At 38.8% G+C, this 16,304-nt stretch carries 15 protein-coding genes and 1 pseudogene; 6 read left to right on the top strand and 10 right to left on the bottom strand.

Annotated elements, in window-relative coordinates; translation table 11 throughout:
* Positions 1–5: 5 nt before the first annotated feature.
* Entirely contained in the window at positions 6–1,721 is a 1,716-nt protein-coding gene (yejM, locus tag RB151_RS12975) for an LPS biosynthesis-modulating metalloenzyme YejM (protein WP_042843396.1), read from the bottom strand.
* Positions 1,722–1,742: 21 nt separating this feature from the next.
* Entirely contained in the window at positions 1,743–1,970 is a 228-nt protein-coding gene (locus RB151_RS12970) for a YejL family protein (RefSeq protein ID WP_004911940.1), read from the bottom strand.
* 242 nt (positions 1,971–2,212) lie between these two features.
* Here RB151_RS12970 and yejK point away from each other — a divergent pair, with 242 nt between their 5' ends.
* Positions 2,213–3,214, top strand: a complete 1,002-nt coding sequence (gene yejK / locus RB151_RS12965) for a nucleoid-associated protein YejK (RefSeq protein WP_071548178.1) — start codon at positions 2,213–2,215, stop codon at positions 3,212–3,214.
* Positions 3,215–3,350: 136 nt separating this feature from the next.
* On the opposite strand, the gene rplY is transcribed toward yejK, so the two are convergent.
* Together rplY and RB151_RS12955 are read right to left on the bottom strand one after the other, a co-directional pair.
* Positions 3,351–3,632: a 50S ribosomal protein L25 gene (gene rplY / locus RB151_RS12960; RefSeq protein WP_042843399.1), complete on the bottom strand. Its 282-nt coding sequence runs from the start codon at positions 3,630–3,632 to the stop codon at positions 3,351–3,353.
* A 165-nt stretch (positions 3,633–3,797) separates the two neighbouring features.
* Complete coding sequence (locus RB151_RS12955; protein WP_071548176.1) at positions 3,798–5,555, bottom strand: DEAD/DEAH box helicase; 1,758 nt, start codon at positions 5,553–5,555, stop codon at positions 3,798–3,800.
* A gap of 223 nt (positions 5,556–5,778) precedes the next feature.
* Here RB151_RS12955 and rsuA point away from each other — a divergent pair, with 223 nt between their 5' ends.
* The 3 genes and pseudogenes from rsuA to RB151_RS12940 all read left to right on the top strand — a co-directional run bounded on the left by rsuA (position 5,779) and on the right by RB151_RS12940 (position 8,711).
* Positions 5,779–6,486, top strand: coding sequence for a 16S rRNA pseudouridine(516) synthase RsuA (gene rsuA, locus RB151_RS12950; RefSeq protein WP_071548175.1), 708 nt, complete (start codon positions 5,779–5,781; stop codon positions 6,484–6,486).
* 75 nt (positions 6,487–6,561) lie between these two features.
* Positions 6,562–7,688, top strand: a pseudogene (locus tag RB151_RS12945) (Bcr/CflA family multidrug efflux MFS transporter).
* A gap of 681 nt (positions 7,689–8,369) precedes the next feature.
* Positions 8,370–8,711, top strand: a complete 342-nt coding sequence (locus RB151_RS12940; RefSeq protein ID WP_042843404.1) for a hypothetical protein — start codon at positions 8,370–8,372, stop codon at positions 8,709–8,711.
* A gap of 280 nt (positions 8,712–8,991) precedes the next feature.
* Here the strand turns inward: RB151_RS12940 and mepS are convergent, their stop codons facing one another.
* Both mepS and RB151_RS12930 read right to left on the bottom strand, forming a co-directional pair.
* Positions 8,992–9,576 (bottom strand): bifunctional murein DD-endopeptidase/murein LD-carboxypeptidase, encoded by a 585-nt coding sequence (gene mepS / locus RB151_RS12935; protein ID WP_042843406.1) that lies wholly within the window; start codon positions 9,574–9,576, stop codon positions 8,992–8,994.
* A gap of 704 nt (positions 9,577–10,280) precedes the next feature.
* Positions 10,281–10,880 carry a YrbL family protein gene (locus RB151_RS12930; protein ID WP_048607453.1) on the bottom strand — a complete coding sequence of 200 codons (600 nt, stop codon included), beginning with the start codon at positions 10,878–10,880 and terminating at the stop codon, positions 10,281–10,283.
* Between the two features lie 326 nt (positions 10,881–11,206).
* Between RB151_RS12930 and RB151_RS12925 the strand changes: the two genes are divergently transcribed.
* Positions 11,207–11,551, top strand: coding sequence for a hypothetical protein (locus RB151_RS12925; protein ID WP_042843408.1), 345 nt, complete (start codon positions 11,207–11,209; stop codon positions 11,549–11,551).
* A gap of 120 nt (positions 11,552–11,671) precedes the next feature.
* Here the strand turns inward: RB151_RS12925 and yeiP are convergent, their stop codons facing one another.
* The 3 genes from yeiP to RB151_RS12910 form a co-directional block, all read right to left on the bottom strand.
* The gene (gene yeiP / locus RB151_RS12920) at positions 11,672–12,244 is read right to left on the bottom strand and encodes an elongation factor P-like protein YeiP (protein ID WP_042843409.1); all 573 of its coding nucleotides are present in this window, start codon (positions 12,242–12,244) and stop codon (positions 11,672–11,674) included.
* A gap of 151 nt (positions 12,245–12,395) precedes the next feature.
* A complete protein-coding gene (gene mtr, locus RB151_RS12915; protein WP_042843410.1) occupies positions 12,396–13,640 on the bottom strand; it encodes a tryptophan permease in 1,245 nt (414 codons plus the stop codon).
* Positions 13,641–13,801: 161 nt separating this feature from the next.
* Entirely contained in the window at positions 13,802–14,242 is a 441-nt protein-coding gene (locus RB151_RS12910; protein ID WP_071548174.1) for a nucleotide triphosphate diphosphatase NUDT15, read from the bottom strand.
* Between the two features lie 164 nt (positions 14,243–14,406).
* On the opposite strand from RB151_RS12910, the gene fruK reads away from it, so the two are divergent.
* Positions 14,407–15,342 (top strand): 1-phosphofructokinase, encoded by a 936-nt coding sequence (gene fruK / locus RB151_RS12905; RefSeq protein ID WP_042844300.1) that lies wholly within the window; start codon positions 14,407–14,409, stop codon positions 15,340–15,342.
* Positions 15,343–15,437: 95 nt separating this feature from the next.
* Here fruK and nfo read toward each other — a convergent pair whose 3' ends face one another.
* Entirely contained in the window at positions 15,438–16,283 is an 846-nt protein-coding gene (gene nfo / locus RB151_RS12900; protein ID WP_042843412.1) for a deoxyribonuclease IV, read from the bottom strand.
* Between the last annotated feature and the right edge of the window lie 21 nt (positions 16,284–16,304).

Raw genomic sequence — 16,304 nt, 5'->3', positions numbered from 1 at the left:
AAGCATTAATTCTCATTAAAACGCTTTAATTCTGTGAAAATTTTCAACAGCTCAGCCAAATCTGGTTTTTCGTCTTTTTCGATAGCCCCTTGTTTATCGTAGATATTAAACTGACCATTATGATCCATATAGAGCGTGGCGGTATCGGTAGTAATAACGACATCATCATTGTCACCAGTGATCACCCATGGATAAACGCGTTGATTACTAAACAAATCCTCACCCTGACTATAATCATCAGGCGGGTTGTTTACATGTAATAAACGCTGCATTAACGTGGTCATTACATCTTGATGGCTTGTAAGCTTATCAATCTGTTGAGCGGGTGTATTTGGCCAATAAATAAATAATGGCACTTGCATTTTGTCACGATTGAAGCGTTTATTATTCAACCATTCATTTTCTGCTTTTCCATTGTTATTGTAATTTGCAGTCACGATAACAATGGTATTTTGTAAGCGACCATCACGTTTTAATGTAGCCATCACACTGTTAATTTGTTCATTGGTTTTTGCGCTACCAGGGGCCCCTTTAATATTAAGGAAAGAGAACCAAGGGGAATCGTGTTTCAAATTACTTAGCCAGTGATTCCATTGTGAGATGGTTAAATTGTCGTTATCTGCAGTTTTTGCAGGTAACGAGTAGTCAGATAAAATAGCTTGCCTAAATAAAGGTGAATTGAATCCATCGGTCGAGAATAAACCAAATTGATAACCTTGGTGTTGCAGAGCCGAAATTAAAGCGGATGGATGCCTACCGTTTAAAATGTTATCAAAATAAGTTGATGATATTCCATAGAATAAGCCAAATAATGCGGTATCGTTACGCAAACCCGTTGTATAGTGGTTGGTAAATTGCGTACTAATCTCTTTAAACGCATTAAGTGAATTCATTGAATCCTGCTGGGACTTGTCCCCGAGGTCATCAATCACTAACAACAATAAGTTATAGCCAGCACCTTGGTCATAGTAACTTAACGGTTTTAGTGGGTAGTTTAGTTTCAATGCCGTAGGGCTACCTTGTTGGAATACGCGGTTTTGATGTTCGGTTAAGTTTAATAAACCATACTTATCAAGTAGCTTACGTGCCGTCATTGGTTGCGATAATGGGTAATTATAACGTTGCATAGTAATAGGGCGATAAAAGTTGGCATCAGCCCAAGCATACATAAGGTGTGACATAATAAAAGTCACAATAAAAATACTCGCAAGCGGCTTACCAAAAGTTTGCCGGTTTAGGCTACGAAGTTTTTGCCAGCTCCAAGTGGCAAATAGCATCTCAAGTAGAAAGATAATAGGGATGCTAATAAACATTAACTGCCATTCACGGGCCATCTCCCCCTTGGTTGGGTTGATGACGAGATCCCAAACTTGTGGTGTTAGGTGAAGACCGAACTGACTAAAAACACGTATATCAAAAATTAACAGTGTCATCCCTGCTGTCGCAAGGGCAACACAAAGTAGCCTCAGTAGCCTCTGAGACATCACAATAAAGGTCAGTGGAAAAATAATGAGTAGGTAAGCGGCAAAGACCACAAAACTAAAATGACCTAACCAACTGACGAAAGCATAAACACGGCCAGTTAAGGTATCTGGCCAATCAAAAATAAACAGATAGCTACTGCTTAGTACAAGACTAAGCAGTATATTGAATAGTGCAAACCAGTGTCCCCAACCAATCATGGCAGAGACTTTGTCACGGTAGCGCAGGTGGGTGACCATACTGTTTATTTCATTAATCAATTAGTGTGATTGATCTTCTTTAACAGAAGAAAGTAATGCGTTTGCAAAGGATTCTGCAATCATTTTACGTTGCGCTGGCGCAACAGAAGTATTGAGCAGATTCGTTACCATATTACCTAACACCATAAGGGAAAGGTCAACAGGTGTATGGTTTTTTTCTAACACACTCACGAGGTCAGAAAGTAAACCTTCAACTTTTTCATCACTATAGCGAGATGATTGTGGCATAAATTGAGACATCCTAAATTAATGAAAGCTCCATATCATAGCGTATAGCTGCTGTTTTTTCTTCTTTCTTCGCAACAAATTTTCGTTTAAGTGATAATAATGTTTATTCAGATTCGTAAAGTGCGTATTAGTTCAGCATTTTGAGGTTGAAAAAAGAACAAATGATAGTTTCTATTGCAGAGTGATAATATCAGTGTTTGAATACGCGCGACAATATTTCTGCTATAAAAAAGGAGCCAACAATGAGTCTGGAAATTACCCAGATAGCTTTACATCAGTTGATTAAGCGAGATGAACAAACCTTTGAGGTGATGTTACGGGATTCTTTATTAACAGCGGATGATGTCGTACAGGACATGATGGCAGAATTACACCGAGTCTATAGTGCAAAAAGTAAAGCATTCGGTGAGTTTAATGAAGAAAGTGAACTGGCTGATGCTTTAAAGTTACTGCGTAAAGGTGAAGAAGAGTTTTTAGGTTTCAGCCGTGCGATGACGGTACGTTTAAAGGATGAACTCGCTAAATACCCCTTTGCTGAAGGGGGGATCGTTCTTTTCTGTCAGTATCGCTACCTTGCTGTTGAATATCTTTTGATTTCAGTTTTGAGTAGTTGCGATAGCATGTTTGTCACGGACACTTTAGATTTAGGAACGACACATTATTTAGATATACCTCATGCGGATATTGTCGCTCGTATTGATTTAACCGAGTGGGAAACAAACCCTGAATCAAAACGTTATTTAACCTTTTTAAAAGGGCGGGTAGGGCGTAAAGTCTCTGATTTCTTTATGGATTTCTTGGCGGCTTCTGAAGGGTTAAACGCAAAAGTACAAAATAAGGGGTTAGTTCAAGCGTTAGATGATTTTTGTGACAATGCTCAAATGGATAAAAATACGCGCCAAGCGTACCGCCAGCAAGTCCATAGTTATTGCACTGAACAACTTCAATCAGGCGAGGAAATTGAATTGCAGGCATTGGCAAAAGAGTTGCCAATGGTGGAAGAGCAAAGCTTTGATGATTTCGCACGTCAAAATGATTATCAACTAGAAGAAAGTTTTCCTGCTGATAGAGGAACACTAAAGCAACTGACCAAATTTTCAGGAAGTGGAGGGGGGATCACTATCAGTTTCGATGCTATGTTGATGGGGGAGCGTATTTTTTGGGACCCAGTAACTGATACATTAACTATTCGTGGTACCCCACCTAATTTGCGTGACCAGTTACAACGACGTGGTAGTAAGTAAAATTACTGAAGGGAAATTAGTTCTTTGCCAGAATAGCGAAGGCTAAAAATAAATACCCTAGAAATAAATAACGCCGCAATTGCGGCGTTATTTACTCGGCGTCCCGAAATTTCTAAAGCTCGGCTGTGGGCTTTAATTAAGCGCGCAGGAAGTCAATGTGCGTCACTTTTGGCTTAAATGGGTGACGTTGAACAGCCTGAACTTTTACTTTAGTTTCTTTACCATCGATAACCAGATTCAGAACTTCGTAAAATTCTGCTTTGCTTTCTTGGTTAATGATTTCATCGTGGTTTAAAGTCACAGAGATAGGCTCTTGGTTGCCACCGTAAACGATAGCTGGAAGTTGGTTATCTCTGCGCAGGCGGCGGCTCGCACCCTTACCCTGCTCTTTACGTTCAATTGCATTGATAGTTAACATTACTATTTCTCTATAAAAAGAAAAGATAAATCCTGCTACAGGCGACCCAGCAGCAGGTTCGAGATTTGGCCTAAGAATATTTCATTCAGAGAATGTGATATATGAAGGCGGGCGGCATTTTAACGAAAAATCCGCCATCCAGCAATCATTAAGATCGCCTTAGCTTTAAGATAGGCTGTCAGCAACGCGAAAACGCCCTTGATAATCGAAGATTTTTTCACGTATTTCCCAATAGCGTTCTTTTTTCCGAGCCACGATAAATTGTGGATAACGTAATAATGATTGTTGTAATAAAATATCATTAGCATTATTCCACTTAAATGGAACCCCAGGCGCACGTTGATGTTCGCGTAAAAATCGAAATTCAAAGGCTTGTCGCTGAGCTGGTGTTGTTAAACGAAACCTTTCAGAAACGCTGGTTCCGTCCTCATCATAATAATTAATCTTAAGCCATTCACCTTTTGCATCATGGCCTGTCAACAGTTGCATCCCACCGCAACGTAAAATTAGGGCATCCTTTAATTTTAGTGCAGCTTTTAGCATATCATCAGGGTCAGTGAGGACTTCTTGGCATTGTTGGCAACGACGTGCGGCAATATCATTTTCTGCGCCACAATGGGGGCACTGTTTAAATCGAAAACGGAATTCACATTGTTGTTTTTGTCCGTGTTGATTTTCTTCCCAACCTTGGCAGCGACGACCATAGTGTTCGATAATTTGCCCATCAGAAGTGCATTTCCCCCAAAAAGTATTGGCAAATTGGCATAATGGGCAAAAAACTTGCACGGGTACACTCGTTGAATTGGGTTTACTTGAGCCGACTTCCGGTCGAAATAGGTCATGAGGGTTGCCTGCATAATCTAAAATGAGGCATTTTGTTTTCCCGGTGGCAAGTCGCAGGCCTCTGCCGACAATTTGTTGATACAAGCTTACGGATTCGGTAGGGCGTAAAATAGCTATTACATCAACATGGGGAGCATCGAAGCCCGTGGTTAATACAGAAACATTGACTAAATAATGTAATTGCTTGTTTTTAAAACGTTGAATGATGTCTTGCCTATCAGCAGCGGGGGTATCTGCCGTCACAAGCGCAGCCGTATTTTTAGGTAGATAACCCAGTATTTCCTTTGCATGTTCTACTGTTGCCGCAAAAATCATACAGCCTTGTAATGGCGATGCATACTCAATAATTTGAGAAACGATTTTTGGCGTGATCCTTTGTTGCTTTTTAAGTGATAAATTGAGCTCTTGTTCATTAAAAATACCAGATGAGCTCAGTGAAACCTGACTAAAGTCATATTGCAAAACGGGCATATCCAACCGTTCAGGAGGGACGAGAAACTTATTTTTAATCATATAATGTAGTGGCAATTCATAAATACATTCACGGAAAAAACAGTTTTCATCGCCCCGCACCATACCATGATAGTGGTATTGGTAAATCCAGCCACTGGCAAGCCTATAAGGCGTCGCTGTTAACCCCAAAATACGTAACGTAGGGTTATGAATTTGTAAGGCTTGAATAATTTGCTGGTATTGGCTTTTGTCATTCAGGCTGATACGGTGGCATTCATCAATGATAATTAAAGAAAAGTGAGTATTGAAAGCATCAAGGTTCCGGGCAACCGATTGTACACTCCCAAATACGACCTTACTTTGTGAATCTTTTTGATTCAGTCCAGCGGCAAAAATATCAGCCTGTAAGCCATAAGCGAGGTATTTTCCATGGTTTTGCTCAACGAGTTCTTTAACATGGGCTAACACAAGAACACGACCACGCGCAAGGCGAGCTAACTCTGCGATGACTAAGCTTTTCCCCGCGCCAGTAGGTAGAACAATAACCGCAGGTTGGGTGTGCTTGCGGAAATAATGCACTGTTGCATCAACGGCTTCTTGTTGATAAGGACGTAAAACAAAAGACATATTATTCAGTATAGAGTTAATAAGTTGGGAAAAAGGCGTTAAATTTAATTTAAAACCATGGCTCTGTCTAAAGATCTGAGTTGCTGCTAGGAAACTATCCCTTCACTAGGGTTATTGATATAATGAATTATGTGATAATAATCACAGCAACCTTTCATTCTATATTCTGACAGTTGAGTGCTATTGTACGCCTCACTGGCATTCCATCAAGTTAAGAGAATCTATGCGACTGGATAAATTTTTGTCCCAGCAATTAGGGATAAGCCGCAGTTTGGTAGCGCGTGAATTGCGCTCAGGGCTGGTGACAGTTGATGATGTAATCGTCAAATCGGGAGCCTTTCAAGTTACGATCGACCATGAAGTCGCTTATGATGGCAATGTTCTTGTGCAAGTAACAGGGCCTCGTTACTTTATGTTGCATAAACCCCAAGGGTATATTTGCTCGACAGATGACCCAACGCATCCCACTATACTTTATTTTATCGATGAGCCGCTCGCTCAAAAACTTCATTCAGCAGGGCGCTTAGATATTGATACGACAGGGTTAGTATTGCTAACTGATGATGGGCAATGGTCTCATCGGATTACATCACCAAAACATCATTGTGAGAAAACCTATCGTGTGCAATTAAGTGACGATATCGCAAATGGCGTGGCTGCACAGTTTGAGCAAGGTGTAATGCTTAACGGTGAAAAAACCGTCACTAAGCCAGCGAAACTTGAAATCATTAGTCCGCGTGATGTTAGATTGACGATTAGCGAAGGGCGCTACCATCAGGTAAAACGTATGTTTGCAGCGGTGGGTAACCATGTTTGCGGCTTGCATCGGGAACGAATCGGGGAAATATGGCTCGATGATTCGCTTGAGCCCGGTGAGTATCGGCCGTTAACTGAAGCTGAAATTAACAGTATTAATGTATCACGTAAATAAAATGCAGGAGTTTAAAGAGTGCAACAGCAGCGTTCATCCTATTTGGGGCTGATATTAATTTTAGGTTTATTATCGATGCTAATGCCATTGGCTATCGATATGTACCTACCTAGCTTTCCGACGATGATGCATTATTTTAATGTAGATGAAGGGCGTATTCAGATGACGCTTAACAGCTACATTTTTGGTTTTGCCATTGGGCAACTATTCTATGGTCCGATGGCGGATAGCATTGGGCGTAAGCCAGTAATTTTAGGTGGTGTAATCGTCTTTGCTATTGCATCTGCTGCCTGTGCAATCACGGAATCCATTGAATCATTGATCTGGTTACGGTTCTTACATGGGTTTGCTGCTGCGGCTGCGAGTGTGGTGATTAACGCATTAATGCGCGATATGTTCACTCGTGACGAATTTTCAAGAAGCATGTCATTTGTGGTGTTAGTCATGACGATTGCACCATTATTAGCCCCGATCCTTGGGGAGAACTAATGCGTTGGTTCTCATGGCATGCGATTTTTTGGAGCATTGCAATCGCAGCAGTGATAGCGGTTATTTTAGTGAGTTGTTTTGTGCGAGAGACACTACCTGCCGCTAAACGGCAGAAATTCCATGTCGGCACTACACTCAGGCAGTTTGCGACGTTATTTAGAGCTAAACAGGTTTTGTTCTATATATTAGCTAGCTCATTTTCTTTCGCTGGTATGTTCTCGTTCTTAAATGCGGGCGCATTTGTTTATATTGATTTAAATGGCGTGTCACCGCAGCATTTTGGCTACTATTTTGGTATCAATATTATTTTTCTATTTATTATGACCACAATAAATAGCCGCTACGTTAGGCATTTTGGCGCGGAAAAAATGCTGTACTTTGGCATTATTATCCAATTTGTGATGGGGTTATGGTTGTTAGCGACGACTGCTTTTGCGCTGGATTTTTGGACTCTAGTCATTGGTGTGGCCATTTATGTTAGTGGGATAGCGATGATCACATCAAACGCAATGGCTGTTATCTTGGATAATTACCCACATATAGCAGGGACTGTCTCCTCCTTAGCTGGAACCATTCGTTTTTCAATTGGGGCTCTGGTCGGAACATTGTTATCTTTGATACCCGCTAAAAATGCATGGCCAATGGTTGGGTCAATGGTGGCTTGTGTTGCATTATCCATGCTATTTGTTTTATTGGCGAAAAGAACAAAGTAATTTCATTAATTTTTCAGTTTCACGGATGAAACTGAAAATGTCATAGATGTCTATCCTTCCTTTTGTCCGATTATTCCGAATTGATTCAGTTCATCTCATAAGATACAGCTATTCTCAATGTTTATAGCTACCTTTAATTCGTTAAATACGAATAGTAAAGTAGGGGGATTAAAATATTTGGTGAAAAATGATCTAAATCAATTACCGTTAGTAGGTAATTTGTTAAATTTATGTTTTTTATCACACCGTATTCTTTGCTGTAACAAGTTGGCAAAAATTTGTGCGTACTTCAAAAAATAGCTTAGTTATTGCGGTTTTTATGTCAAAGATGTAAAAAAAAGTTAGGTGTTTTGTGGTGAATGTTGAGTTCAAATATCAAAAAAAATTTAATATTTAATTAATTTACCATAAAAATTGATGTGCAATGATTTGTGTCACAAAAATTTAACGACATGTTGTATTTTTAATGTTATATTTAGGTTTTAGAATTTAACATTACTGTTACTTTTGTGGTTGTTAAAAACTCGGTTTGAACGATGAGTTAGTTTAAAGAGGGTTTTATTCACGTTTAAATAGCATATAAGCGTAATAGGGTTGGTTCGATCCTCGTGTTAGGTCTAGTGGGGCGGTAACCCCCGGGTCACTTGGCTAAATACTAAAATGTTTTAATAGGATATCTTTGTGGAAAAATCAGGTCTTTCGGTGGTGCACAGGCTACCGCAAAGCTACCGCTGGTTATCAGGCAAAATAGGGACTGATGTTGAAGTCGTACCTATGAATGATGTCGATAGCGATAAGCTTGTGGGGCTAAAATTACTTAGTCATGACTGTGCAACAGATTGTATTGCGATGCAGCAGTTATCTGAGTCGTTATCGGATATGCAAATTGCTAATGCTATTTTGGAGTGGCAGAAAGAAGTGTGCTTGTTCATTCACGCAAATGATGAATTAGCAGCTATGTGTCGTTTGAAAGCCTCTGGTGTGGCTATTGCAGAGCTATCATCTGGTTTTTATTGTGCTTAATTTGAGTGCAAATAAATATATATGGGTTATTTATTGATTTACGTTATTGCTAATGTATCGGTGATAGGCGGTGGCGATTTGCTCTGCTGCTAAGTTGCTTTACTAAAATACAGACTGATATTATTAGGCACTTTTGCGTACAGCGTCTCTCATTTTTTTGATGGCGTTAAATAACAACCGCTAGGCTCAGAAATTAAATATGAATTACCAATAAAAAAGCTTCCAGTATCTGTTACTTGGAAGCTTTTTTATTGGTAAGGGGATAAGGTATGGCAGAAAGTTAGGACCCGTTAATGATCCGACGGCTAGCGTAGTACCTTTTGCTCCAGTAGGAATTCGTCATTTCAGAAACAATAACGCCACTGCTTGTGGAGGCGTGAACAAATTTTTCATCGCCGATATAGATCCCAACATGCTTCATTGTGCGACCTGTTTTAAATAAAACGATATCGCCAACTTTTAAATTATTACGTTTTACGCTTTTACCCGAGTACTCTTGTTCTGAGGTTGTGCGAGGGAGTTCCACACCAAACTGTTCAAAAAATGTGCGCTGAACAAAGCTTGAACAATCCACACCTTTTTTGGTTGTGCCACCGAGGCGATAAGCAACACCTTTCCAGCTTGCATATTGGTTCATGATTTTGGATTTAGTATCAACACTTTGTACTAGCTCTTCGAATTCATCTTGAGATGCCATAGTTAAAGAGTCCCCCGCGGAACCATTTAACATACGTACATCTGATTTAGCAGTATTTTGTGTATTCTTAGCTGACTTAGGATTGGTACATGCTGAGAGTGTCACGGCGATAGCAATTGCCGGTACAATGCGCCAAGCATAGCGCTTAAGTTTTTCAGATGTTAACATTCTTATATATATCCCTTACCATTCTTTTATCGCATTATCGTGTAAATAGACACGACAAAATTAAACCTATCCTTGTGAAAAACGCATTTGGCGATAAGAGTGTGTTTTTCGCAAGAAATGTTTATGACAACAATTTATAGCAAACAACCCAAACTAGGTGTTGTACGCTTTAGCCATTTTCAATGACTTATTGAGTATAGAACAGATACCAATATTTACTAAAAGAATTTTACGTGAATTGGTAGCCTAACAAGCCTGAAAATAAACCTTAAAGAGCATACATAAACAAAGCCGAAATGGCGAGGCAATAGGTCTATAATTTACAAAACATTAGATAGAACTGCCTATTCACTATTGGTTTATGTGATTTCTATCATATGTAAGGGCATTTTGCGCGGTATTGCACCGTTTTGAGTAAATAAAGTATGAACTTGTTCACATTTTCTTACGTCTTGTTTCAGTCTATTTACGAAGTAAATGCCTAACATCTACCTCTAATGTAAAGAAGTTTAAATTTATCTAAGTTAGAAAGGTTTTTAGTCATCAAGTCATGCACTAATTATAGGTGGCCGTTAGGTGATTGACTTTAAAAAATCATAGCTACTGTTTATTTATAAGTATTCTGATAACAAAAAATACTTATATTGAAGTTTTGATTAATTTTAAATCTAAAAAATGAATGGTAGTAAGACAGGTATTGAAAACTATATTTTGATTTGAAATTCTCTATAAAGCCGATTTTCAAAATCTGCGAAACGACGATTTAATGTTGAACGCGCAATAGTGGCTGAAAAATAATCTAGGGGGATCAAATTGGCTGAACCAAGGTTATCAATAATAAAAAATTGGCCGTGAGGTTTATAGCCTAATTGATAAACAATATTATAAGTTTTTAGTGCCATTGTTGCTATGGCTTCTTCATAGATTGTTTTTTTAAATTGTTCATAGGCAATTCTCATATTTTTTTTATGTTTTAAAAGTATGTTTTTATTTTTTAGGTAATACTCTAATGTATGTGAAACATTCCCTGTTTTATCTTTAATGAGTTGGAAAACATACCCTAAGCCGAAATTAGTTTCTTGGGTTCCATAATAATGAGAAATAGTGTTGGTACTTAAACTTTTTTTATATAACCGCTTGTAATAGCGTATTTCTCGTAGCGTTTCTTTATCACTTCTCCCATTTAAATGCACTTTGATGCATAAATCATCATACTCTGGATGTTGATAGCAAGCACGTTGCCGACCCGCAGCTATCAACTGTTTGGGGGATAGGTAAATTTTAGTAGCAAGGTTTTTTTTCATATTAATAAATACTTATTTTATAAGTTAAATACAAAAATGATTTGTAAACAATAAATATGACGTTTTTTACAATATATAGGGCTGATTTTAATAGATAAAATTCTAAAGATGTTGCATTTCGTGTGGTAATAAAAAAGTCATTTAAATAGGTGATTTTATTTTGAGTAATAACGATTCAAAAAAATAAAAAACTACGACTATAAATGAAATCACTAATATTTCGTTGAGATTAGTATGTCGTCCTCAGTCACGCAGAGTGAAAAATATTTTAAGTATAAATAAATCACGAAAAGTGACGATAACTTAACTTTAAGAGGGCGATTCTTATGGATAACTCAGTAAAAAAAATTGTAGCGACTATTTTTACAGTAACAGTATTGGTTTCAAGTTTTTCGGCAGTAGCATCAAAAAATAGTGGGATGAAACGTGCTAGCTCTGGTGTCATTTTATTTACAGGAGCGATTGTCGCGCCACCTTGCATGATAGAAGCAACGCCTAAAAGTGTGATAACCAAATGTTGGAGTGATACTGGAGATGAAAAAACGACGTCTGTTGATATTCGAAAACTCAGAGGGCAAACAACACTACTTCCTAATTCAAAGGGAACTCAAGAGTTTAATTGGATAAACAAAGACCATACATTGGGAATCTATACGATTAAATATGATTAAACATGAGTGAAGCCGAAGAGCAGGTCGTTAGGAGGGGATAATGCTAAGTGATTGTGGCATATGCCTATGAACAATTAATTCATAGGCATATAAGGTCATAGGTTAGATAACATATTGTAATTAATCACAACGCCCCATATAACGGCGTTCAGGGATATGGATACGAATTTTTTCGCCACTCGATAAATACTCAGGAACTTGGATAGTAAGCCCTGTAGCCATAGTCGCAGGCTTAGTTCTGGCACTCGCTGATGCACCTTTAATGCTAGGTGTTGTTTCCATTATGACCATATCAACGGTTTGAGGAAGTTCTAAAGCCAAGACTTGACCTTCTATGGTAAGCACTTGCATTCCTGGCAAACCCTCTTCAGGGATGAACAATAGGTCTTCTTCAATATCTGATTTTTTGAACATGTAAGGTGTATAGTCTTCATTATCCATAAAAACATATTCATCACCGTCAATATAAGAAAAAGTCACTCCACGGCGTGTTAACGAAATCGTTTCTAAAATATCATCTCCTTTGAAACGTTCCTCAACTTTTTGGCCAGTTTTGATATCTGTAAAACGCATTTTATACAAGGTACTTGCGCCACGAGCACTAGGTGCTTGAATATCAATATCTTTTACAAGTAGTAATTTGCCATTATAGTTAACTGCTAAACCGCGTTTAATTTCATTGGCCTTGGCCATAAATAACCTTCTTTGGGATTGTCAAAAAGAGTGCGACAAAATTACTCGCAGATAAGCGATTAGGCAAGATGTTGCGGTTAATTTTCGGTGAAAAATTTTATGGGGGAGGGAATGGTGAATATTGCGTAAAAGCGATATTCACCAAAGGCCGTTAATAAATAGGGAGTAAACCAGCTAAAGATAGCAAATGTGCTACAGCATTAATCACACCAAATAAGATAACGAAAACAATAATAAATGTTCCACCAGGTGCTTTATAACTATTATTTGGATAGCGTACACGGCTCGCTTTTGCCATTAGAGCAGGGACAATTACCGCCCAGATGGTTGCTGCTAGCCCTGCAAAACCAATGGCATAAATAAAACCATTTGGAAAAATTAACGCAAGGATGGTAGGCGGTACAAAGGTGACTAAAACAGATTTGAAACGCCCTTGTTGATTGTCCTTAAATTTAAAGAAGTCTGCAATAAAATCAAATAAGCCAAGAGAGACACCTAAGAATGAGCTGGCTAACGCCATATAAGAAAACAAGTTTAGGAATTGTGAAATAAAACTGTTTTTCGTCGAGATATTCATTTGAGTCAACAGGGCATCAATATTATTGCCACTTTCTCTTATCTCAATAAAGGCAGAGCGTGGGATATTGCCTTGGATGGCATACTGCCACAAGATATAGATAACAACCGTAATGGTTGCTCCAAACACTAAACTCATGACTACACTGCGACTGTCTTTATTATAATATTTAACTAGCCCAGGTACATTGCCATGATAACCAAAAGAGGTTAATAAATAAGGTAATGCGGCGAGAGCGTAAGGTAAATACTGATGATCACTTTGTTCAACTTGGTTAAATAAAATGGCAGGAGATGCCGTTGAGATCATCCCACCAATTGACATGATAAATGTGATAACCATACCACCGATTAAAATAGTACTTAACCTATCTACAGCACGAGTAGAAAGCCAAACAATAAAAGCGACGATGAAGGCAAAAATAAAGCCTGCACCCGCTTGTGGAATTTGTATATGACCTGACAAGTTTGCGGTAATGATAGAACTACCCGCGGAAATGTAGGCGTAAGTCAGTATGTAGAGAACAAAGGTGACGGATAAGCTATTAATTGAATTCCAAGTTGTTCCCAACAGGTCTTTGACCATAGTGTGAAAACTGGCTCCAGCAGGGTAATTCATATTTGCTTCTAGGATCATTAACCCCGAAAGTAACATACAAATAAATGTATAGATTAATAGCACGACTGAGCCTGAAAACCATACACCTGAAGTCACCATTGGAATTGAAAACATACCCGCACCGACTGCAGTCCCTGCGATAATCATTGCACCACCCAAGATGGAAGGGCGTTTGTGTTGTGTTGTAGTATCAACGGCCATGGTGGCTCCTAATAGAATGTTTCACTGTACTAGCTAAATGATACGGTAAGCACATGACGTTGTAAATATGGTAAAGGCAATTAAATAGGAAAAAGCGAGTAATAAGAAAGAGATGAATAAAAAACGTACAAACAAAATCGTTTATACGTTAAAGGTTAATATTAGGCTTTATGGTGATAAAGATTCTGGTTTAGCCAAAGGTCAATGGCATTGCGGCTGGCTTCAAAGTGAGGCTCAGGTAATGCATCAGGTGAAACCCACATTAGGCTTTCACATTTGTCTGTTTCCATTATTTGAGGTGCAGCTTCACCATTGTATTCAACATGCATACAGATAGAGACCGTATGCTTCCCTTCTTGTTGATAAGTTTGCAAGTTATTACTGATACCAAATACGGTTGGTGCTTGAATATCAATACCGATTTCTTCTTTTATTTCACGAATAGCGCAATGTTCGAATGTTTCCCCAGGGTCAACATGCCCCCCAAAAATTGACCAGTAAGGGGCATGTTTACTGCTGCGTTTACCCATGAGTATTTGCCCGTGCGAATTGGTGATGATCACACCGACACCGACGACGACGACGTTAACAGGCTCAGACATATTTTCTCCTGATTATTTTATTTTTTAGCGCGCTGATTTTGCCATGGTACAACAGAAAAACAAGCAGGGAAAAATACAAATATCACTGAAAACAATATGCTTTAATGTTATAACTATGATTATATTTTAAGATACGATAATCATGATAAGGGAGATTAGTGGTTATGACTCGCCGGGTTGCTACAATTACATTAAATCCTGCTTACGACCTTGTAGGGCTGTGTTCTACAATCGAAGTTGGTGAAGTCAATTTAGTCAAAACCGCTAGCCTCAATGCGGGTGGTAAAGGTGTAAACGTAGCGAAAGTGCTGCGTGATTTAGGCATTGATATCACAGTTAGTGGTTTTATGGGGAAGGATAACCAAGAAGAATTCCAACATTTTTTCAGTGAAAATGGGATGGCTAATCGCTTTAGTATGGTACCGGGACGTACACGTATTAATGTAAAACTTACTGAAAATAATGGGGAATCAACAGATTTTAATTTTTCAGGTTTTGATGTAAGTAAAGAGGATTGGAACCGCTTTTCTACAGAGTCATTAAATTGGCTAGGCCATTTTGATATGGTTGTCGTTAGCGGCAGTTTACCAAATGGTATTGACCCTGAAGAATTTACTCGTTGGATGACCAGACTTCGGCAATTATGTCCATGTATTATTTTTGATAGTAGCCGAGAGGCCTTGAAAGCCGGTCTTAAAGCATCACCTTGGTTAGTAAAACCGAATAGACATGAATTAGAGAGCTGGGTTGGTAGAAAACTTCCTGATTTAAAAGATGTTATTGCAGCAGCCCATGAATTACGTGATAAGGGCATTTCTCATGTTGTCATTTCATTAGGAGAAGAAGGGGCTTTGTGGGTAAATGCCTCAGGGTCTTGGTTGGCCAAACCACCTCATTGTGATGTGATAAGTACGGTAGGGGCTGGGGACTCAATGGTTGCTGGGCTTGCTTATGGTTTACTCAATGGGGAGTCGAGTGAGCATACATTACGTATGGCGACGGCTATTTCCGCGTTATCAGTTTCTCAGCCCGATGTTGGGCTAAAAAATCGTAATAAATTAGCGGATATGATGGCTAAAATTGAGATGAAATCATTGTAATTGGTGAAAAATAGCCAGTTCGCGGCATTAACAATGTGGTGTTTTCGATATTATAGTCAAGCTCTAGGGCTAACCTAGAGCTTAACAATAAAGTATTAGTTTTGTTGCTGAGATTTCAACCATGCAATTTCTTGCGGCCAAATATCTGGGTTGATCGTTTCTAAAATCAAAGGGATACCATCAAAACGCTTATCTTGCATAATGTAGGTGAATGGTGTGAAGCCAATATTTCCCTCACCTAAACTATGATGGCGGTCAACACGGCTGGCGAATTCGCTTTTTGCATCATTAAGGTGCATTCCTTTCAGAAATTCAAAACCGACAATGTCAGAAAATTGTGTAAAGGTGTTATCGCAATCTTCAATTGTGCGTAAATCGTAACCTGCTGCGAACGCGTGGCAAGTGTCAATACAAACGCCAACACGGCTTTTATCTTTTACACCTTCAATAATTTTAGCTAAGTGAGTGAAGTCAAACCCCAAGTTAGTACCTTGCCCTGCCGTATTTTCAATAACAGCAGTGACACCTTCTGTTTCAGCAAGAGCAATATTAATCGACTCGGCAATTCGAGCTAAGCAGTCATCAACCTCAATTTTTTTTAAGTGGCTTCCTGGATGAAAGTTAAGTAAACCGATGCCTAATTGTTCACAACGTTGCATTTCATCAATAAATGCAACCCGTGATTTTTCCAAAGCTTCAAACTCTGGGTGACCTAAGTTTATTAAGTAACTGTCATGGGGGAGAATTTGCTGTTTGCCATAACCGTATTTTGTACAGTTATCTTTAAACTTGCGGATCACTTCTTCACTTAGTGGTGCGGCTTTCCACTGGCGTTGGTTTTTAGTGAATAACGCGAAAGCCGTTGCTTCGAGTTCATGGGCGCGAATAACAGCCTGATCAACGCCACCAGATGCGCTGACGTGTGCTCCAATATATTTCATTTTTGACTCCTTTTTGTGGGA

This window comes from Providencia rettgeri (genome assembly GCF_001874625.1).
Classification (GTDB): Bacteria; Pseudomonadota; Gammaproteobacteria; order Enterobacterales; family Enterobacteriaceae; genus Providencia; species Providencia huashanensis.
Note: the sequence above shows the minus strand (reverse complement) of the source record. Positions and strands in the feature narration are given on the sequence as shown.